Annotated in this window: 14 protein-coding genes; 8 read left to right on the top strand and 6 right to left on the bottom strand. The window is 59.4% G+C overall.

Annotation, left to right across the window (positions count from 1 at the left end; all coding sequences use genetic code 11):
* The first annotated feature begins 22 nt into the window (after positions 1-22).
* From uvrA to ACI5FR_RS18025, 5 genes are all read left to right on the top strand, one after another.
* Positions 23-2,956: an excinuclease ABC subunit UvrA gene (gene uvrA, locus ACI5FR_RS18045; RefSeq protein ID WP_405456778.1), complete on the top strand. Its 2,934-nt coding sequence runs from the start codon at positions 23-25 to the stop codon at positions 2,954-2,956.
* Positions 2,957-3,043: 87 nt separating this feature from the next.
* Positions 3,044-3,508, top strand: a complete 465-nt coding sequence (locus ACI5FR_RS18040) for a GNAT family N-acetyltransferase (RefSeq protein WP_405456776.1) — start codon at positions 3,044-3,046, stop codon at positions 3,506-3,508.
* 232 nt (positions 3,509-3,740) lie between these two features.
* Positions 3,741-3,950, top strand: a complete 210-nt coding sequence (locus ACI5FR_RS18035; RefSeq protein WP_405456774.1) for a hypothetical protein — start codon at positions 3,741-3,743, stop codon at positions 3,948-3,950.
* A 153-nt stretch (positions 3,951-4,103) separates the two neighbouring features.
* A complete protein-coding gene (locus ACI5FR_RS18030) occupies positions 4,104-5,888 on the top strand; it encodes a hypothetical protein (protein ID WP_405456772.1) in 1,785 nt (594 codons plus the stop codon).
* A gap of 136 nt (positions 5,889-6,024) precedes the next feature.
* The gene (locus ACI5FR_RS18025) at positions 6,025-7,935 is read left to right on the top strand and encodes an ABC transporter ATP-binding protein (RefSeq protein WP_405456769.1); all 1,911 of its coding nucleotides are present in this window, start codon (positions 6,025-6,027) and stop codon (positions 7,933-7,935) included.
* Here ACI5FR_RS18025 and ACI5FR_RS18020 read toward each other — a convergent pair.
* The 5 genes from ACI5FR_RS18020 to ACI5FR_RS18000 all read right to left on the bottom strand — a co-directional run bounded on the left by ACI5FR_RS18020 (position 7,911) and on the right by ACI5FR_RS18000 (position 14,976).
* A complete protein-coding gene (locus ACI5FR_RS18020) occupies positions 7,911-9,059 on the bottom strand; it encodes an MBOAT family O-acyltransferase (RefSeq protein ID WP_405456767.1) in 1,149 nt (382 codons plus the stop codon). The two genes, ACI5FR_RS18025 and ACI5FR_RS18020, sit on opposite strands and share 25 nt — an antisense overlap.
* 141 nt (positions 9,060-9,200) lie before the next feature.
* Complete coding sequence (locus ACI5FR_RS18015; protein ID WP_405456765.1) at positions 9,201-10,238, bottom strand: hypothetical protein; 1,038 nt, start codon at positions 10,236-10,238, stop codon at positions 9,201-9,203.
* A gap of 15 nt (positions 10,239-10,253) precedes the next feature.
* Entirely contained in the window at positions 10,254-11,471 is a 1,218-nt protein-coding gene (locus tag ACI5FR_RS18010; protein WP_405456763.1) for a hypothetical protein, read from the bottom strand.
* 9 nt (positions 11,472-11,480) lie between these two features.
* Positions 11,481-11,735, bottom strand: a complete 255-nt coding sequence (locus ACI5FR_RS18005; protein WP_405456761.1) for an acyl carrier protein — start codon at positions 11,733-11,735, stop codon at positions 11,481-11,483.
* A gap of 4 nt (positions 11,736-11,739) precedes the next feature.
* A complete protein-coding gene (locus tag ACI5FR_RS18000; RefSeq protein ID WP_405456759.1) occupies positions 11,740-14,976 on the bottom strand; it encodes an FG-GAP repeat domain-containing protein in 3,237 nt (1,078 codons plus the stop codon).
* 254 nt (positions 14,977-15,230) lie between these two features.
* Between ACI5FR_RS18000 and ACI5FR_RS17995 the strand changes: the two genes are divergently transcribed.
* Positions 15,231-17,675, top strand: a complete 2,445-nt coding sequence (locus ACI5FR_RS17995; RefSeq protein WP_405456989.1) for a U32 family peptidase — start codon at positions 15,231-15,233, stop codon at positions 17,673-17,675.
* A gap of 271 nt (positions 17,676-17,946) precedes the next feature.
* Here ACI5FR_RS17995 and ACI5FR_RS17990 read toward each other — a convergent pair whose 3' ends face one another.
* Complete coding sequence (locus ACI5FR_RS17990; protein ID WP_405456757.1) at positions 17,947-18,201, bottom strand: hypothetical protein; 255 nt, start codon at positions 18,199-18,201, stop codon at positions 17,947-17,949.
* A 335-nt stretch (positions 18,202-18,536) separates the two neighbouring features.
* Between ACI5FR_RS17990 and ACI5FR_RS17985 the strand changes: the two genes are divergently transcribed.
* Both ACI5FR_RS17985 and ACI5FR_RS17980 read left to right on the top strand, forming a co-directional pair.
* On the top strand, positions 18,537-19,559 hold the full coding sequence (locus tag ACI5FR_RS17985) for an ABC transporter ATP-binding protein (RefSeq protein ID WP_405456756.1): 1,023 nt from the start codon (positions 18,537-18,539) through the stop codon (positions 19,557-19,559).
* Complete coding sequence (locus ACI5FR_RS17980) at positions 19,552-20,262, top strand: ABC transporter permease subunit (RefSeq protein ID WP_405456752.1); 711 nt, start codon at positions 19,552-19,554, stop codon at positions 20,260-20,262. The genes ACI5FR_RS17985 and ACI5FR_RS17980 overlap by 8 nt, the downstream gene beginning before the upstream one ends.
* Positions 20,263-20,268 lie beyond the last annotated feature (6 nt).

The raw sequence follows: 20,268 nt of genomic DNA, 5'->3' as shown, positions 1-20,268 counted from the left end.
TTTCCTTGAAAGGATGATGGCAGTGGCACACGACAAAATCGTGATCAAAGGAGCGCGTGCTCATAATTTGAAGAACATCGACGTGACGATTCCCCGCGACAAGTTCGTCGTCCTCACCGGACTGAGCGGATCGGGGAAATCTTCGCTTGCGTTCGATACCATATACGCCGAGGGGCAGCGGCGCTATGTCGAATCGTTGTCCGCTTACGCACGGCAGTTCCTCGGCAATATGGACAAGCCGGACGTCGATTCGATCGAAGGGCTGTCGCCCGCCATCTCGATCGACCAGAAGACGACGAGCCGGAATCCGCGCTCCACAGTCGGGACGGTGACCGAGATCTATGACTACCTCCGGCTGCTGTTCGCCCGGATCGGGCGCCCACATTGTCCGGTGCATGGCATCGAGATTTCGGCGCAGACCGTCGAGCAGATGGTGGACCGGATTATGGAATACCCCGAGCGGACGAAGCTGCAGATTCTCGCACCGATCGTCTCCGGCCGCAAGGGTGAGCATACGAAGCTGCTGACCGATATTCAGAAGCAAGGCTTCGTCCGTGTGCGGGTGAACGGCGAGATTCGCGACTTATCCGAAAAGATCGAGTTGGACAAGAACAAGAAGCATTCGCTCGAGGTGGTCGTCGACCGGATCATCGTGAAGGACGACGTGCACGCCCGGCTGGCCGACTCGCTGGAGACGGCGCTCAAGCTGGCCGAGGGTCGCGTCATCGTCGACGTGATGGAGCAGGAGGAGCTGCTGTTCAGTCAGAAGCTCGCTTGCCCCGAGTGCGGCTTCAGCATCGACGAGCTGGCACCCCGCATGTTCTCCTTCAACAGCCCGTACGGGGCTTGTCCGGAGTGTGACGGTCTCGGCGTGAAGATGATCGTCGACCCGGACTTGCTCGTGCCGAATCCCGAGATGACGATCGAGGATGGCGCGTTCGATGCTTGGGCTGGCAGTACATCGAATTATTATCCGCAGTTCCTGGCGGCCGTGTGTGATCATTATCATATTCCTCGAGACAAGCCGGTATCCTCGTTCACCCCGGAGCAGATGAAGAAGCTGTTCTATGGGACCGGCGGAGAGCGGGTCCGGTTCCGCTATGAGAACGACTTCGGCCATTCCAAAGAAGCCATGGTGCCGTTCGAGGGCATCGTGCACAATCTGGAGCGCCGATACCGGGAGACAGGCTCCGATGGTATTCGCGAGTACATCGAGCAATACATGAGCGCAAAGCCTTGCCAGAGCTGCAAGGGGCACCGGCTGAAGCCGGAGATTCTGGCGGTCACGATCGACTCCAAGAACATCTCCTACGTGACGCAGCTGTCGATCGGGGAGGCGTCCGATTTCTTCGGCAGCCTGAACTTGACACCAAAGGAGCAGACGATCGCCAACCTGGTGCTGAAAGAGGTCAAGGCGCGTCTCGGCTTCCTCGTCAACGTGGGGCTCGACTACTTGTCGCTCAGCCGATCGGCCGGCACCCTCTCCGGCGGCGAAGCTCAGCGAATTCGTCTGGCTACACAGATCGGCTCGAGCTTGATGGGAGTGCTCTATATTCTCGACGAGCCGAGCATCGGCTTGCATCAGCGGGATAACGACCGCCTCATCCAGACGCTCGAGCACATGCGCGATCTGGGCAACACGCTCATCGTCGTTGAGCATGACGAGGATACGATGCTCGCCGCCGACTATATTATCGACATCGGGCCGGGAGCCGGGATCCACGGCGGTCGAGTTATTTCCGCAGGCACGCCGCAGGAGATTATGGAGGACCCGAATTCGCTCACGGGGCAATACTTGTCCGGCCGGAAGTTCATCCCCGTCTCGCTCCCTCGGCGCAAGCCGAACGGGAAGTGGCTGGAGGTGCGCGGAGCGAAGGAGAACAACCTGCGCGGCGTGAACGCCAAGTTCCCGCTCGGCGTGTTCACATGCGTTACCGGTGTATCCGGTTCGGGCAAGAGCACGCTGATCAACGAGATTCTGTACAAGACGCTGGCCCGCGACCTGAACAAGGCGAAGGTTCGGCCCGGGGAGTACAAGGAGCTCAAAGGGATCGAGCATATCGATAAGGTCATCGACATCGACCAGTCGCCAATCGGACGGACGCCTCGGTCGAACCCGGCCACGTACACCGGATTGTTCGACGACATCCGCGATGTGTTCGCCAACACGACCGAGGCGAAGGTGCGCGGCTACAAGAAAGGCCGATTCAGCTTCAACGTGAAGGGCGGCCGGTGCGAGGCTTGCAGCGGCGACGGGATTATCAAGATCGAGATGCACTTCCTCCCGGACGTCTACGTGCCTTGCGAGGTGTGCAAGGGCAAGCGGTATAATCGCGAGACGCTGGAGGTCAAATATAAGGGCAAGACGATTGCGGATGTGCTGGAGCTGACGATCGAGGATGGCTGCGAGTTCTTCAAGAACATCCCGCGCATCCACCGCAAGCTGCAGACGCTGCTGGACGTAGGCCTCGGCTACATGACGCTGGGCCAGCCCGCTACGACGCTGTCGGGCGGCGAGGCCCAGCGGGTGAAGCTGGCCGCCGAGCTGTACCGACGCAGCACAGGCAAGACGCTGTACATTCTGGACGAGCCTACGACCGGGTTGCATATCGATGACATCGATCGCCTATTGGTCGTCCTGCACCGTCTCGTCGACAGCGGTGAATCGGTGCTCGTCATCGAACACAACCTCGATGTCATCAAGACGGCCGATTACATTGTTGACCTCGGTCCGGAGGGCGGTAAGCGCGGCGGCACGATCGTGGCGGCCGGCGCTCCGGAAGAGGTCGTGAAGGTGCCGGAGTCGTATACCGGCAAGTACCTATTGCCGATTCTGGAGCGCGACCGCAAGCGGACCGAAGAAGCGCTCGCGGTGTCGGGTGCCTCGGAGACCGCCGCGGCCGCTGAAGAAGCTCCGGCTAAGAAGCGCAAGAAGAAGCAAAACGCGGCGGTCTAACCGCCCGTAATGGGAGGAGCCTGGGTTCTGCCAGGCTCCTTTCGTTTATCCTCAGGTGGAACGGAGGGTGCTCCCATTTCGACGAAATTGGAACCTTTAAGACTCGAGCAGGCTTTAGCTATCCAGACATGGAAGTATGAAGGCGACTACGCCTTTTACGATTCGGATGACAGCCCGGAGGTGCTGAGCGAGTTGTTGGACGGCTCTTACTATGGCGTGGAGGGGAGCGACGGAGCGCTCATCGGCTTCTTCTGCTACGGGCGGAATGCCCAGGTGCCGGCCGGCCGGGAGCTGGGTCTCTATGCAGGGGAACGGATCCTGGATATTGGGCTGGGATTGCGCCCGGAATTAACCGGACAAGGCAGGGGAATCGACTTTCTCACCTTAGGCATGCAATTCGCGCGAACCGAGTGGAAGCCGGACAAGCTGCGCCTGACCGTAGCCGCCTTCAACCTGAGAGCGATTCGATGCTATATGAAGGCAGGTTTTCATGAGATCGCCCGCTTCGACTCGAGAGGAACGCCGTTTATCGTAATGCTCACAAGCGAATAGCACGAATTTTGGCCGCTTCGAGTTATAAATGCTGGAAAGAATGGACAACTTAAGCGGGCAGGGTAAGGAAAAGAAATGTAGGGTGAAGGCTCAAATTGCTTAATCGGAACCGTCCTTCTCATAAACGTGACAAACTTGTTAACAATGGAGAAAGGACTTGCAACCGTTCCCGATGCGAGATAACATAGATAGATGAGTATACTGTCTGTTTATACTAAGGAGGTCCCAGACGATGTTATTGGCGGAAGAAGCCGCAAAAACGGCAAGCCGGTTTCAAACGTTCGATGTGTTCGTGATTTTGTTTACGATTGTGATTGCTGTCGCGTTGGTGCGATCCGTTACGGCACCGATCAAAAATAAATTGGCTATCGGCTTTGCCGCCGTGGCTCTAATCGTATTCCTGTTCATGGACGTGTTGATGGTGAAGTACTGGTTAAGCTAGTTACATAGCTTACATTTCGAGACAAGTTCGGGCAGTTGGCACATCGTGCGGCTGCTCGAACTTTTTTTTGTTGCCAGAGCGGAAGGCGCGCGTCTATACTGGAGGCATAGGTATTATACATGTATCTCATTCTGTTAAAAAAGGGTGTGTGAGATGGCCACGGTTGAACGCGGGGAGAGCCAAGTCACGGAAGTGGGCAAACCATGTCGGAACTTTAACATTTTGGCAAGCGCTGTCATTCAGGATCCATGGGATGGGCGTGAGAAGCTCGTGCTGTCCAACTTTGCAGCGGGGCAAACGGGCAACTTGATCTTCATCGACACCCGAACCGGAGAAGGGGAGTCCCTGATGCTCCCGGGAGACGACGGAGCCTGGGGACTCGTGAACTGGCACAATGAGAAGCTCGTCGTGGGGACATGCCCGAACCATGCATACTTGCATTGCCTCGATTTGCGAACGCGCGAATGGGCCGAACCGCTCCGGGACGAGTCGGAGAAATATTTCTGGGACATGACGCTCGGATCGGACGACCGGATCTACGGCGGCACTTGGCCGGGGTGTTCCTTGCTGCGATATGACCCCGTACAGCACAAGCTGGAGAACCTGGGGCGTGTCTCCGACAACCCGAAAAATCTGTACAGCCGGCCAGTAAATGCAGGCGTCCCCGGTTACATCCTGATAGCCGGCGGGTATGACGCGCCTTTCCTGAAGGCGTATCATATCGAGAGCGGGACGTTCCGGGACTTCGGGACGCCGGGGTATATCGTGCGAGAGGCCAATGCTAGGTTTATTTGTACAATGAAAGATCGAGATTTGGAATTCTATGATTCGACCACCTTCGAGAAACTGGAAGACCCGCAGCTGCAAGAGCAGTTGACGGGAAAAACAGCCGTTTTGGCGAATGGAGACAAGGTCCGGGCTCTTCCGCTTGCGGAAGCACGGTGGGCAGGGGTGCGAGGGCAAGACTACTACATCATCGAGTCATTGGATCACGTGCCGGAGCTGAAAAGAATCCCGGTACCTGCCCCTGCAACCCGCATCCATACGATCACGACTGATGCAGAGGGGCACATCTGGGGCGCTTGCGGTTTCGGGCAGACGATCTTCCGGTTCAACCCAGCCGACGGCTCTTACTGGAACTCCTCCTCGGTCTGCAGCTCCGGGGGCGAGGTATACGGCATGCGGTTCGTCGAGGGCAAGCTGTTCCTGTCGGCGTACGTGGGCGGCGATCATATCGTCTACGATCCCACGCAGCCTTGGGATCAACTGGGGAACGTGAACCCGAAGTCGCTGAAGCCGGTAAGGCCCGATTATGTGAGACCGGAAGGGCGGACGGTGATCGGGCCGGACGGAGGGCTGTGGACCGGGTGGTCGGCCAAATATGGAACATACGGCGGGGCCTTGTCCCGGATCAATCCAGAGACGGAGGAAGTCGACGTGTGGAAGGACGTCATCCCGGAACAGCAAGTCGCCGGGGTGGCCGCCGACGACCGGTACGTGTATTTCACGACGAACGGCGGTGCGAGCGGACTGCCTTATCGGGATGTGCAAGGCCATCTTGGTGTCTGGGATCCGGAGCAAGGATTGGTCCATACGATTCAGTTCGGGCTTGAAGAGAAGCTGGGCAGTGGCATCCTCGCAGCGGCGGGACTCGTGTATGTAGGTGTCGGCCAGGAGATCCGGGTGTTCGACCCGGCCCGCATGGATTTTCGAGCGGAACGGACGTTTGCGCTTGAAGCGCCATGCGGCTGGCTCGTGGCCGCTCGTGAAGGCGCCACCGTGGCGGCATTCTGCGGCAAGAAGCTGTTGCTCATCGACACGGTGAGCGGAACCGTGGAGCAGGAGGTCGATCTACCCGGACCGGTGCGTGCGGCGACGGAGCATCCGGACGGGATTTATTTTGCGGTGGAGGAAGCGCTCTATCGGCTATCGCTGTAAAGAGGCGTAAGCAAGCGAAACCAAATGAAATTGCACCGTCCGGCACTCGGGCGGTATTTTTTTCACTTCACTGAAAGGGGATACAAATTTCGGTCGGGATTAGGTACAGTAAGGGAAGGAGAAAGGGGGCAGGCGGATGCATTTTAGCGGTGGGGATTTCGGAATGGGCGGCGGCATGCGTGGAGGTGGTGGTGGCGGAGGAGCCGGTGGCGGCGGAGGTGGAGCAAACCGGCATCGGATGCGCGAGCTGGCGAAGACCGAGACGTTCGATTGGAAGATCATCCGAAGGGTGCTGCAGGCCTTCGTTCCGTACTGGCCCCGGGCCGTGCTGATCGTAGTGCTGATCCTGATCACGGCGATCGGCAATCTGGCGCCCGCCTGGCTCACGCAGCGCATCATCGACAACGGCATCATGCAAGGCAGTACGGAGACGGTCATTCGGCTCTCGGCGATTCTGATCGGCATCGTGCTGCTCATGGGCCTTGTAGGCGTGTTCCAGAGCTGGCTGAACAACTCGATCGCCCAGAATGTGATGGCCGATTACCGGCTGTCCCTGTTCAACCATATTCAGCGGCAATCGATCCACTTCTTCGCCTCGCGTCAATCCGGAGAGCTCGTCTCCCGGGTGATGAACGATGTGACCGCGATTCAGAACGTCGTGACGTCCACGTTGATCGGACTCGTGAATAATTTCCTCGTGATCGTCAGCACGCTCTTCCTGATGTTCCATATGAACTGGAAGCTCACCGTGCTGGCGCTGCTCGTTGTGCCGGGGTTCGTGCTGCCGACGCAGAAGGTCGGGCAGTTCCGGCAGAAGCTGCAGAACGAAATCCAGCAGCGTATGTCATCCATGACGGTGCAGCTGAGCGAAGCGTTCGGAGTAAGCGGAGCGCTGCTCACCCAAATTTTCAGCCGGGAGAAATCCCAGAGCGAGCAGTTCGCTGCCGTCAATCAAGAGCTGCGTTCGCTGCAGATCCGGCAATCGCTTGTCGGCCGGTGGCTGTTCATGTGGCTCGGCGCTTTCTCGTCGCTCGGTCCTGCCATTCTTTGGGGATACGGCGGCTGGCTCGTCATTCATCACCAGATGGGCATTGGCGTGATCGTCTCGTTCACGACCTTGCTGGGCCGGTTGTACGGGCCTCTCAGTCAGCTGACCCAATTGCATGTGAACGTCTATTCTTCGATCGCGCTGTTCCGGCGCATCTTCACGATGCTGGATACGGTGCCGGACATTCAAGACGGACAGAAGACCTTGCCGCCCGGAAGTGTGGAGGGGAAAATTGCGTTCGACGGGGTCTCGTACACCTACCGGAAGTCCGGCGAGGAGCGCTACGAGCCGGTGCTGAAGGACATCAGCCTGACGGTCGAGCCCAGGCAGCTCGTAGCGATCGTGGGGCCGAGCGGGGCGGGGAAGACGACGCTCATGAACTTGATCCCGCGCTTCGCGGATCCGCAGGCCGGCACCGTCCGGCTGGACGATCAGGACATTCGCGAGCTGAGGCTGCCGGCGCTGCGCACCCAGATGGGGCTCGTCCCTCAAGACCCGTTCTTCTTCCATGACACGATCTACAACAACCTCTTGTTCGCTCACCCTACGGCGGCGAAGGAGGAGATCGAAGAGGCGTGCCGGGCGGCGCAAATCCACGAGCTTATCGCGAGCCTCCCGGAAGGGTATGAGACCGTGGTAGGCGAGCGCGGCTACCGGCTATCCGGCGGCGAGCGCCAGCGGCTGGCCATCGCCCGCGTCCTCCTGCGCGCGCCGCGAATCGTGCTGCTCGACGAGGCGACGAGCTCCCTCGACACGCTGGTCGAGCGGCAGATCCAGCACGCGCTCGAAGCGCTGATGGAAGAGCGGACGGCGATCGTCATCGCGCACCGGCTATCGACGATTCTGAAGGCGGACCGGATCGTCGTGCTGGAGGCCGGGCGCATCGCGGCGACGGGCAAGCACGAGGAGCTGCTCGAGTCGAGCGGGCTGTACCGGCAGCTGTACGAAGCGCAGTTCGCCTCGCGCGCGGCCGATTACAGCGAGAACAGCCCCTTATAGATACGCAGCACCGTGTCGCTGTTGCCGCTGTAGACGATGATCGCGAGCAGCACGATCGCTTGGGTAATGGCGCAACGGGCATAGAAGTAGGCAGCCGACACCTTGCGGCGCTGCACGGTCGACTGCTGCAGCAGGCTCTCCAGCCCGATGAGCGCTCCGTGGTAGACGCCCCAGAGCAAGTACAGCCAGCTGAACCCGTGCCAGAGGCCGATCAGCACCATGATGAGCAGCGACACCCCGGCGGCGCCCCAGCGGGACGACAGCTGCCGGGAGAAGATCATGAAGATGTGATCGCGGAACCAGTCGCCGAGCGAGGCGTGCCAGTTGCGCCAATATTGCGTCAGCGTCGGGGACAGGAACGGCTGCTTGAAGTTTTCGGGAATTGTGTACCCCATCATCCGGCCGAAGCCGATGGCGATGTCCGAGTACCCGGAGAAATCGAAATAAATCAGGGCATAAAACCACACCATCAAGAACAAGCTTCGCGCCGGGTCGAGGTCCTGCTCCAGCACGGATTTGAATACGACGGTCATCGAGGCGACGAGGACGACTTTTTTGAACAAGCCCAGAATGACCCGCTTCACCCCGGCTTCGAAGTCGGTCGCGCCTACGGTGTAAGGCTTCTTGCTGTCGGCGATAAAGTCGCGGAACTTCAGGATCGGCCCCGAGGTGAAGGTAGGGATAAACAGCAAGTAGTTCGCGTAGTCGAGAAGCGGCGCGCGTCCGTCCCGGCCAACGTAATAGGCGAAGTAGAGTGCGTCGATCACCTTGAGCACCGTATAGATGAGCCCGAAGGTATAGATCACGTCGAAATAAGGGTGCTCGAACACACCCATCCCGAACAGCCGGAGCGCTGCGACGCCGATCACGTTGAGCGCGATCAGAGCGAGGAACGCGGCCTTGCGCCCCCTCTTCGCATAACAGAGCCCCACATAGGCCGCGTAATTGAGCGCGACATATGCGAGCGAGAAGGCGAACAGCTTCTGGCTGAACACGAACAGGAAGATGAGGTTGAACGCGAGCACGAGCACACGCTTATTCGGCTTCCACCACCGGGTCAGCATCAGCACGGCGATCATGCCGAACAGCGCGACCAGGGCGTACATATTGAGCAAGTAGGACATGAGAAGCTCCTCAATGAAACGACATTCTTAATACACTCTAGCTGGGTCCCCCGCAGCCTAAACTTTAAAAACCTTCGTAAATAAACAGCCCCTTGCCCGTAAACGCGATCAGCACGGCGATCAGCATCGCCAAGTAGACCGCTACTTCGAGGAGCTTGCGAAAGACTGGAGCCATGCGTCCACCTCCCGGGTAAATTGCGGCGCGCCGTCTTCACGGTTCAAGTGCACCAGGTCATGGAACTTGTCCGCCGCATAGGTGTTCGAGACGTCGAGCACCGGCACTCCGGCCGCTTGCGCGGTCTTCAGCACATGCTCCTTCAGCGGCTTCCAGTAAGCCGGCTGCGGATAGGCGGGATCCGGATTGAGCGGCATCAGCACGAGCTTGAGCGGCAGCTGCTCCCGGCGGGCATAGGCGACAACCCAATCGAGCGCGTCCAGGTTGTCCTGCATATCGGCGAGCGTCATCCAGTTGAACAGCTTCTCGTAACGGTCCCAGTCCGCCTTCAGCTGTTCCGGGGTATTCCGGCCGAAATACAGCTCCTTGTCGATCCACCGAGGCTCGTAAGTGTGCAAATCGAGCTCCCCGCGCTTCACGCCGTTCCAAGCGTTCCGGACGAACTCGAGGCACGAATCCTTCAGATAGGAGCGATAGAAATACAGATAAGGCTGGTACCACGGCTTAAACCACGGATAGGTCGGATCCGTTGTGAGCTGATCGAGCATCGTATGGGCGTCGATCCCGACTACGAGCTGGTCCTCTACCGTGTAGAGCCCTTGGTCCAGAATTAGCTGCAAATCCGTCAGCTTCCCGTAAGACAACCCCATCTCGACGAGCGGGTGGGTGGCCCGATCTTCCATGTAGGCGCCGGTCACCGCCGAGTTGCCAAAAAAAACGGGACCGGAGCGATCCCATTGATGATGATACAGCGTTTTGGTGAAATCGTCCTTGTAAAAGCGGCGGCTCTTCGACATCGGGTCCCAGTGCGCCAGGAGCGCGTTGGCTAGCAGGAACCCGGCGGCGAGCAGCAGGATGAAGCTATTGCGGCGCAAGACGCCGGTCATCCGGGGCCCCCAGGGCTTCCGGCTGTCCGACTCTCCCCCGCGGCCCGCTCTCCGGCGCTGAGACCGCGGGCCCAGCGGGCCGTCCATGTGCGTTGAACTTGCCGTAACTCGATTCATACCCGATTCACTCATTTATCCAATCGATTTGGCTTGCCAAGCGTGATATTGCTCTCGGAACTTGGCCGGCCATTGCCCTTCATCCAACCCGAACTGGGCGAGGAAAGCGAACACCCAGCGCTCGATCCCGAAGCCGAGACAGCCGGTAGTTGCCGGGCGCTTGCCCATGCTGATGTTGAAGGCCGTGCCGAACGCGGTGCTGTGGAAATTGACCGAGCTGCAAGCGATCGACTTGCCGATTCGCGGAATTGTGAGCCGCATCTCGTACTTCATTTCCTGATTGCGCTGGAACGAAGCTTTCACCTGGAAGTCGTTCGTAAAGAACGGGTCGTTCGCGTTCTCGATGATGCAATCCAGCTCCCACTCTTCCGCCAGCCCTTTCAGATGCTCGACCGCCTTCAGTCTGTTCTCGCGGACGAACTCCGGCTTGCCGACGAAGATCACTTCCCGCATGCTGAAGTCGAGCAGTCGGCCGAAATCGCCGTGGTTATGCGATTCGTAGCGGTGACACTTCGCGATCGCCGTGGCGATGAGGCCGTCGCCCTCCAGTGTCTCGCCCTGCAGCCCTTCGTAGCAGTGATAGCAGGTGGACGGGTTCATGGCGAACTTCGGCTTAGGCATATTCCGGTTCAGATCGAGCTCCGCCTCCGGCTTCCAGCCGCCCGCCTCGCGGATCGACTGGGAGAACGACTCGATGACATCGAGGTCGTCCCGCAGGTGCGAGAGGAAGTGCAGATGCTCGGGGAACGAGGTGAAATGGTTCGTCTTGTCCAGCGTAGTCAGATGGATGATCGCCGGATACGTCTCTTCCTTCGCGCCGAACGCATTGGCGATCCGCGTCACGAAGGTGTAGTCGAAGAAGCGCATCAGGCTGGAGAACGGCTCCCGGAACAGGAACAGCCCCTGGTCCAGCACCTTGATCGTCTTCGTCTCCACGAGCTCGGCGATAATGTCGCCCTTGTACGGCATCTCGCCTCGGCGTTCATACAAGATATGCTCCTTGAAGCCGAAGTCTCCCTTGGAGAATCGTTCGATCAGCCGCTCCACCTGGGCGATGATGCGGTCGTTGCCGTGTGGAGAGTGATGGACAATATGCAGATTCGTCCCGTCCAGCCAGATTCGCTCGATCGCTTCATCTACGAAGGACGAGGCGTATTTCACTTGGCCATGCTGGTTCGGGTCGAGCCGCTCCAGGGAGACGACGCATTCGCGTTGTTCAGTTGCTTGCTCCATAGCCCTCGCTTACCTCCCGGTCTTCTTCGTAATAAACTCCGCGATTTCCTGAATCGTATTGAGCGGGTAGAGCATGAGATCCTGGTTCGTGACCTGGATGCCGTAAGTTTGCTCGATATGCGCGATCAAGGCCGTGGCGCCGATCGAGTCGATATAGCCGTAATCGAACAGGTGCACGGTTTGGTTGAAATCGCGGTCGTCCGGCTCAATCTCATACCGGTCGCGAATATGCTGCTCTAGCTGTTCTGCAATGGGTTCTATCATGTTCTCACTCCCGCATCAATTGAATCGTCGTTTTCTCCCCGAAATGGGTGATCGTGTAGACGTTGTTGCCTTCCGCTTCGAATTTGTCGATTTTCAAATCCGTGCCTTCGATCCGGAGCTTGTCCGGACTGAACAGCTTGATCTGCTGCATCCCGTCGGAATTCAGGCCGACCGTCCAGCCGGAGCGGCTCTTGTCGATTGTGACCGGCACGTTCACCCGCTCGATATGCAGCTCAGGCTGCTGCTTCCAGTCGACCGCAATCGAGGTTCGGCCCTGCAGGCCAACATAGATCTTCTTGTCCTTCATCGTGACGATATCCGAATCCGTGCCGAACGGGATGTTCGCATAGGCCTGGCCCGGTTCGAAGACGACGCCGACCGCGTCACGGTATTCCTGCGCCATGCCGTCCGGAACGCGGCTCGTGTCCGCCTTGACCTTCAGGCTCAAATGCTTGCCGTTCCCCAGCTTGTTGCGGAGCTTATCCAATCCGTAGGCGAACCAGCTGCGGCTCACATGGATGTCGCTCATAAGGGAAGCCAGCATGGAGCGGGCCATTTGCGGCTCCGAGACGAAGTTGTAGTCCTGCTCGGTGCGAAGCCGGTCGAAGAATTGGGCGAATTCTTGAAAGTAAGCGAGCCTGTATGGCCTTTCCTGGTATTCAATATGCTCAAAATAGTTGATCGGCATGTCGAGCTTGGCCAGTCCTTTATACAGGTCCGTGCCCTCCAGCTTTTGGGTCTCGCTATTATACGGGAGCAACTTGCCCGGGGTAAACAACAGCATCGGCTGCTTGAGCTTCTCGTCGGCGAGCAGGAATGGGAACCCCCAGATGTAGTCCTGCCCGTATTGCGGCTCGAGCGGATCGTTCGGCGGCTTGAACCCGAAGTTGAACCAGATGCCCGCATCGTTCTCGTTGCGGAGCGTCTGCAGGTTGTCGGTATTGTTGATCCGCCATGTATGCTGGTTCGTGCCGGTCAGCGTCCATGGGATGCCTAGCGTCTCGAACGCCTTCTGATGAAGAGCGATCTCTTCCTTCTCCTGCGCGTCGCTCACATAGCTGTGCATGAACAGGTGCGGGTACAGCTCCAGCTTGTTCTTCCGCGTATATTCGAGGAAGTCTTGGAGCTGCTGCTTGTAAGGAAAATTAGGGTCGTCAATCGTGACCGGCTGGCTGTATTCCACCTGGCCGACGATGAGATCGTCCTTGCCGTCGTGGTTCAGGTCGTACCAGACCGGAACCGAGAACTGGCCGCCTACAATCGCCTTAGTGCCTATCTGATTCATCGTCTTGCCGTTCAGCGGACCTTGCGGCAGCCATGTGTCGTAAGTCCCTTGCTGGATATAGACGAGCACATCGCCTTGATGGTTGCCGACCGCGAGGTCCGGCTTGCCGTCGCCGTCCAAATCGCGGATCGACGGAGCGGCGTACTGCGCCGGGAGGTCGAACAGCTGCTCGCCGTCGGCGAACCGCAGCGGCGTCCCCTTCACGCCGCGGTACAGCGTGACGCGGCCGCTTGCGTCGCCGACGACGAGGTCGGCGACGCCGTCTCGGTCGACGTCGCCCAGAGCCGGGGCGGCGTTGTCCGCTTCCGCCGCGATCGGTGTGCCGGCCGGCGTAGTGAGCGGCACGGGGTCGGCGAACGCGCCGCCCGGCCCCTGCAGCGCCGCGAGCACGCGGCCGTCGGCGGTGCCCAATACGAGATCGGCGCGGCCGTCGCCGTCGAGGTCGCCCGCCGCGAGCGTCACGGCGCCCGCCGGGCGCAGCACGCGCTCGGCCGTGCCGGAGGCGAAGCGGACGGCCTGCCGCTCGCCGAAGGCGTCGGGATACGCCGTCCCGGCGGGAACCTGCTGCGTCGACGGCTTCTGGCCGACGTTGCGGTACCACGAGATCGAGCCGTCGGCGCTGCCGGCGAGCAGATCGGGTTTGCCGTCGCCGTCCAGATCGGCGATCGCCGGATAGGCGCGGTACGGCAGCTCCAGCTTCGTTTGCAGGTCGGTGCTCTGGCCCTCTTTGATGGGATACCCCGCCAAGTAGAGCAGCTTGTCCCCGCTGAGCAAATGCGTGCCGCTGGAATAAAACGAGTTAGGGAACTCGCCCACGAACTCGGGCTTGGCCGAAGTGCCGGTGTTCAGGTGGACGACAATGCCTTCATACCAGCGCCACCAGTCGAACGAGGACCGGACGAGCGAGAACGAAGGAATCTCGTTGTACCCTTTGAGCAGCTCGGCCCAGACGATGCCCTCTTGCTTCTCGAACGCGGGTAGTGCCTCGAAGTGGTTCTGAAACGCCATCGCCGGCCGGCCGTAGGGGCCGAGCACGCGTTTGAAGCTGTAGCCGAGCGTCTCCTTGGAGACGAACGCCACGTATTCGCTGCGCAGCAAGTGATTGGCGGCGGCGAACGAGAAGTTGAAGAACGGCTTCAGCTCCAGCCCGGTCTTGAAATTGAAGTAGTTCGCCCGCACGGTGCTCTGGTAGGCCGCGTCGTTGTTATGATCCTCGGTCAGTTGGGCGAAGCCCATCGTCGGGTTCATCCCGCTCTGCATGTCGAAGCCGGTGATGAAATACCGGTTCGGCAGGAAGCCGCTCGCGGTCAGGACGGTCCCGGCGCCGACGCGATTCAGCGTCGCGATCGCCTGGCCTTGCAGCAACGCGATCGGCTCGGCGGTGGAAGGCACAAGCGCCTTGCCCCAGTTCAGGCCGGGCATGTAATCCTTCAGCTTCAGCTGATTCGTAATGACATTCTCCACGAAGGCGCTCGCATATTCACGGAACACATCCTGAAAGCCCTGCAGACGCTCGTCGACCTCCGGGAAGGAGAACTGGGGCTTCTCGATGTCCGCAAAGGATACGGTCGATGTGCCCCCTAGCAAATCTAATGGGAGGACATCGATCAATTCATTGTCGACGTATAGATGGCCGCCTGCCTCCACATAGGCGCGCAGCCGGCCGATGTCCTCTTGCAAGGAAGGACTCTTCGCTACGCTAGGATCCAATACGATCGCATCATAGCTTCGCAGCTTGCTGGGGCCTAGCTCGCCGATCGGCCAGCGGTTCAGCGTCACGTTGGGGACAAGGGACTGTTCGTAGTTCAAATAAGCGGCTCGGTCATAGTCAGGTCCGCCGGTTGCATAGAGCAGACGGATGCGTTCCTCCCTCTGGCCGAACAACAGCAGCAATAGGCAGGCTACGACCAGAAGAAGGCCTATGAGCCAGCGGACTGCGTGCTTCGATACTCGCAATGATATCCCTGCTTTAGTATGAATTTGGGTATTCGCAATATGGCCATTATAGCATTTGCATCGTTTTTTGTTAATCTTTGACGAGACGGAGGGGGATTTTGTCACCTGGCGTCACATGGCAATACGACGCGCTTTTCTGGTACACTATAAGAGGAAGCAAGTAGAAGATAGGCTGGAGGATGCTGCAAGTGGCGAATTTAAACATACGTAAAGAACATATAGAGCTGCTCGCCCCGGCAGGAGACTGGGATTGCATGCGGGCCGCGGTCGCCAATGGCGCGGACGCGATCTTCTTCGGCGTGGACAAGTTCAACGCCCGGGTGCGCGCGCATAACTTCACGATGGACGAGCTGCCGGACGTGATGTCGTTCCTGCACCTGTATGGGGTGAAAGGCTTCGTCACGTTTAACATCCTGGCGTTCGAGGAGGAGCTGGACGACGCCAAGCGGCTGATCGAGGCATGCATCAACGCCGGGGTCGACGCGGTGATCGTGCAGGATCTCGGGCTCGTGAAGCTCATTCGCGAGATTTCCCCGGATTTCCCGATCCATGGCTCCACGCAGATGACGATTACGTCCCCGGAGGCGGTCGAGTTCACGAAGCCGTTCGACATCGAGCGGGTCGTGCTGGGGCGGGAGAACAACCTGAAGCAAATCAAAATGATCGGCGATCAGGCGAAGCTGCCGATGGAAGTGTTCGTGCACGGGGCGCTGTGCGTCTCCTACTCGGGGCAATGCCTGACGTCGGAAATGTGGGGCGGCCGTTCGGCGAACCGCGGAGAATGCGCGCAGGCATGCCGGCTGCCGTACGACCTGATCGTCGACGGCGAGCAGAAGCCGATGGGCGACGTGGCGTACTTGCTGTCGCCCAAGGATCTGGCGGCGCTCGAGCTCGTACCGGAGCTGATCGAGGCGGGCGTGACGTCGTTCAAGATCGAAGGGCGGTTGAAGTCGCCGGAATACGTGGCGAACGTCGTCAGCAAATACCGGAAGGCGATCGACGCCTACTTCGAAGGCCGCGATCCGCAGCCGTCGAAGGAAGAGCTGCGGGAGCTGCAGCAGAGCTTCTCGCGCGGCTTCTCGTACGGCTTCCTGAAGGGGACGAACAACAAGCAGCTCGTGGAGGGCACGTTCCCGAAGAGCAGGGGCGTGTTCCTGGGCCGCGTGAAGCAAGTGCTGCGCGATGGCGTCGTGTGCGAGCTCGAGGCTCCGCTGAAGCGCGGCGACGGCATCGTGTTCGACGCGGGCGACCCGACCCGCAAGGAAGAGGGCGGGCGCGTGTACGATGTACGGCGCAAGGGCGTGAAGCTCGAGGGAGAAGCGGCCGGCGGCCTCATCGAGATCGTGCCGGGACGGAGTGACGTCGACCTGAAGCGAGTACACGTAGGCGACCGCATCTGGAAGACGAGCGATCCCGCGCTCGACAAGCGACTGCGCCAGACGTTCGAGACGGACAAGCCGTACCGCGTGTTCCCGGTCCGCGTGAAAGTGACCGGCGCCCTCGGACAGCCGCTCAAGTCCTGGTGGACCGACCTGCAGACCGGTCACATCGTCATGGTCGAGTCGGAGCTGCACCTCGTCCAAGCGGAGAAGCGCCCGATGGACGAGGCGCTTTTCCAAGAGCAGTTCGGCCGGCTGGGCGGGACGGTGTTCGAGCTGGCCGGGCTGGACGTGCAGCTGCAGGGCGACCTCATCGTGCCCATGCGCGAGCTGAACCAAATGCGCCGCGAAGCGGCGGCGCAGCTCGAGGAGGCGCGCCGCCGGCCGCGCGCCTACATGAAGCGCGCCGTCGAGGTGTACGCCGACGCGATACCCGCTGCCACGGCCACCTCGGCCGCCGCGCCTTACCTGGTCGCACTGTGCCGCAGCCTGGAGCAGGTGCAAGCGGCGGGCGCGACGGAGGTGCCGTGGATCTACGCCGACTTCGAGTTCATCAAGCAGTTCCCCGCCGCGGTCGAGGCGGCCCGCGCCGCCGGCAAGAAGATCGCGCTCGCCACGCCGCGCATTCATATGCCGGGCGAGACCGGCTACTTCCGCAACCTGCTGAATCTGCGGCCGGATGCGGTGCTCGTGCGCAACACCGGGGCGATGTACTGGTTCATGCAGCATCGGATGAACAAGCCCGAGGAGTTTCAGCCGGAGCTGATCGGCGACTTCTCGCTGAACGTGACGAACCACAAGACGGTCGATCTGTTCGCCGCCGCCGGCTGCAAGCGGATCACCCCGTCCTACGACCTGAACATCCAGCAGATGGTCGACCTGCTGCGCCGAACGGACACGGGGCTCATCGAGCTCGTCTTGCATCAGCACTTGCCGATGTTCCATACCGAGCACTGCGTGTACTGCACGTTCCTGAGCGAGGGAACGGACTACACGAATTGCGGCCGCCCGTGCGAAGAGCACCGCGCCTCGCTGCAGGACCGCGTCGGCATGTCGCATCCGGTCCGCGTAGACGAAGGCTGCCGCAACACGGTGTACAACGCGATCGAGCAGTCGGGCGCCGAATACGTGTCGAACTTCCTGGAGCTCGGCGTGCGCGCATTCCGCGTGGAGTTCCTCGAGGAGACCGGCGAGAAGGTGCAGGAGGTGCTCGACCTATACGGCCGTGCGCTCCGCGGCGAGATCAGCGGCACCCAAGTGTGGCGCAAGCTGAAGGCCACGAACCAGCTGGGCGTAACGCGCGGTCAATTGGTGAAGTAAATCTGCAGACACAAATAAGAGGCCTCCCGGGGCTCGCTAATCTAGCGGACCTGGAGGCCTCTTCTCGTGGAATGCGTGCCTTACTTCCGGTTCGCGAACAGCAGCAGGACAAGCAAATACTGCCATTCCGCCCGGGATGACCAATCCCAACCCAAAGCGTTCACCTTCTCTCTCAACTGGCTTTTACTATTAAATGCAAAGTTGATAGAGTTGGCACGGCATACGGTCCTGCGGCTGACGTCCATTTCTCAGAAGCGGGCTTCTAACGTACCTAATTGCGCTTCAGCAAAACGAAACCGGTGACAGCGGTCGTATTCTGGGCAACGACGATGTGGAAGCCGTTGTTTTTCAGACAGCGCAGCGCTTTAGACAGCAATGCGCCTCTCACGAGAAAAGATCGGCAAGGGCTGGCGCTGCCGATTACGCGGACGGCGACGATTCTGCGCTTGGAATTCGGAATCAGCGGGTTTCTCTGCCAGGTGATAAGCACAAGATCGGGCTGTCGGGGGATCGTAGGGAGGGACATGGTCCTCACCTCCTTCAGCGTAGTCATCTCTAATTAATGCTGGAGAGAGACAGGCTGTCACGGCAGAGGATCGAATTAGGCAAATGTTGAAATCCACACTCGTTCACAATTTAGACACATTTTTTTAATCTTATTTTCAGATTCGTTTAAGGTTCGCTTATTGTTCCGCTTGTATATTTAGATTCGTTCGAGAGATAGATAGGCATAATGGAGAAGAAGGTTAGAGAAGTTTAGAGAGAAGGCTAGAGCACGGGAGGCTAGCGACAAGGTTAACGATAGAAGAGAGAAACCGGCGGAATTCAGTGAAAGGTTTGGACGAACAGGAGGGTGAACGCGTGTTAGAAGTCAATGCAGTCAGCAAGCTGTATGAGAACGAACGAGGGGTCCGCAACATCGATTTCTCCATGACCCGCGGCGAGATCGTCGGGTTCCTGGGGCCGAACGGCGCCGGCAAGACTACGACGATGCGCATGATCACCGGCTACTTGAACCCGACGAAGGGATCGATCAAGGTCGACGGCTTGTCGATGGCCGACCATCCGCGGAAGGCGCGCAGCAAGATCGGCTACTTGCCGGAGACGCCGCCGCTCTATCCGGAGATGTCGGTCCAAGCGTATTTGAAGTTCGTGGCCGATCTGCGCGATGTCCCGGTTCGGGAGCAGAAGCAGCGCATCGGCGAAGTGATCGAGAAGCTCGGGCTGCAAGGGCGCGAGAAGCAAATCATCCGCAGCCTGTCCAAAGGCTATAAGCAGCGGATCGGCCTCGCCCAGGCGATCGTGCACAACCCGGATCTGCTGATTCTGGACGAGCCCACGTCCGGGCTCGATCCGAAGCAAATTATCGAGATTCGCCAGCTCATCCGCGAGCTCGGCGAGAACCACACGGTGCTGCTCAGCACGCACATCCTGCCGGAAGTGAACACGCTCTGCAACCGCGTGCTCATCATCAATCAGGGGCAGATCGTGCTCGACGATCACCCGGACAACATCGCCCACTCGATGAGCGAGCAGTTCGAGCTGAAGCTCGAGGTGCGCGGGCCGAAGGCCGACGTCCTCCGCGAGCTGAAGAGCTTGCCGGCGGTCGCCAGCGTCAAGGAATTGGAGGCCGAGCCGAGCGCAGCCGATGCTGCGGAGGCGAGTGCCGCTTCCACCCGATTCCAAGTCACGGCGTCCGATAGGACGGATATTCGCGAAGCGGTGTTCTACCGGATGGCGGAACGCGGGTACCCGATTCTGGAGATGAAGAAGGAAAGCCTCAGCCTCGAGGACGTGTTCCTGAAGCTGACTACGGACGAGAAAGCCGACGCCGCCGCGGTCTCCGCCTCGTCGGATGAAGAGGAGGTAGAAGGCGATGCGTAGGGCTTGGGCCATTTGCAAAAAAGAACTGCAGCTTTATTTTTATTCGCCGATCGCCTATGTGGCATTTGCGTTTTATTTCCTGATCTCGGGTTACTTCTTCAGCATGAACTTCCTGAGCTCGCAAGTGGTCGACGTCCGGATGCTGACCGGCAACGCCATGGTCATCTACTTGTTCGTCATCCCGCTGCTGACGATGCGCCTCGTGTCGGATGAATTCCGCCAAGGCACGGACGAACTGCTGCTGACGTCGCCGGCAGGCATTGGGGAAATCATAATCGGCAAGTACATGTCGGCTTTTATCGTGCAAGTGATGCTCATTATCGGGAGCTTGCTCTATCCGTTTATTATGTCCCGGTACGGCGATCTTGATCAGCCGGTACTGTGGATGTCGACGCTTAGCATGCTCCTGATCGGCATCACGATGATGGCGGTAGGCTTGTTCGCCTCCTCGCTGTCCTCCCATCAAATGGTCGCGGGGATTGCGGGTTTTTGCCTGCTGCTCCTGCTCTGGATGATCGATTGGCTCGGCGAAACGCTCGGCGGCTCGGCAGGCGAGTGGATTGCCCAATTCTCGATCGTTGGCCGAACGGCGAATTTCGATAAAGGCATTTTCGATTTGGCCGATTTCTTGTTCTTTATTATGTTCACGATCGTCTTCGTGATGCTTAGCATTCAAGTCGTCGAACGCAAACGGTGGAGATAGGGGGGA

The sequence above is a fragment of the Paenibacillus sp. HJGM_3 genome, assembly GCF_045062745.1.
Lineage (GTDB): Bacteria > Bacillota > Bacilli > Paenibacillales > NBRC-103111 > Paenibacillus_AA.
The sequence above is the reverse complement of the archived record's forward strand: the minus strand, read 5'-3'. Positions and strand labels throughout refer to the sequence as shown.

Excerpts from the sequence above, each read along its gene's own strand:
- ACI5FR_RS18035 (WP_405456774.1), top strand. The coding sequence starts at position 3,741 with ATGTTATTGGCGGAAGAAGCCGCAAAAACGGCAAGCCGGTTTCAAACG.
- ACI5FR_RS18030 (WP_405456772.1), top strand. The coding sequence starts at position 4,104 with ATGGCCACGGTTGAACGCGGGGAGAGCCAAGTCACGGAAGTGGGCAAA.
- ACI5FR_RS18025 (WP_405456769.1), top strand. The coding sequence starts at position 6,025 with ATGCATTTTAGCGGTGGGGATTTCGGAATGGGCGGCGGCATGCGTGGA.
- ACI5FR_RS18020 (WP_405456767.1), bottom strand. The coding sequence starts at position 9,059 with ATGTCCTACTTGCTCAATATGTACGCCCTGGTCGCGCTGTTCGGCATG.
- ACI5FR_RS18015 (WP_405456765.1), bottom strand. The coding sequence starts at position 10,238 with ATGAATCGAGTTACGGCAAGTTCAACGCACATGGACGGCCCGCTGGGC.
- ACI5FR_RS18010 (WP_405456763.1), bottom strand. The coding sequence starts at position 11,471 with ATGGAGCAAGCAACTGAACAACGCGAATGCGTCGTCTCCCTGGAGCGG.
- ACI5FR_RS18005 (WP_405456761.1), bottom strand. The coding sequence starts at position 11,735 with ATGATAGAACCCATTGCAGAACAGCTAGAGCAGCATATTCGCGACCGG.
- ACI5FR_RS17995 (WP_405456989.1), top strand. The coding sequence starts at position 15,231 with ATGCGGGCCGCGGTCGCCAATGGCGCGGACGCGATCTTCTTCGGCGTG.
- ACI5FR_RS17990 (WP_405456757.1), bottom strand. The coding sequence starts at position 18,201 with ATGTCCCTCCCTACGATCCCCCGACAGCCCGATCTTGTGCTTATCACC.
- ACI5FR_RS17980 (WP_405456752.1), top strand. The coding sequence starts at position 19,552 with ATGCGTAGGGCTTGGGCCATTTGCAAAAAAGAACTGCAGCTTTATTTT.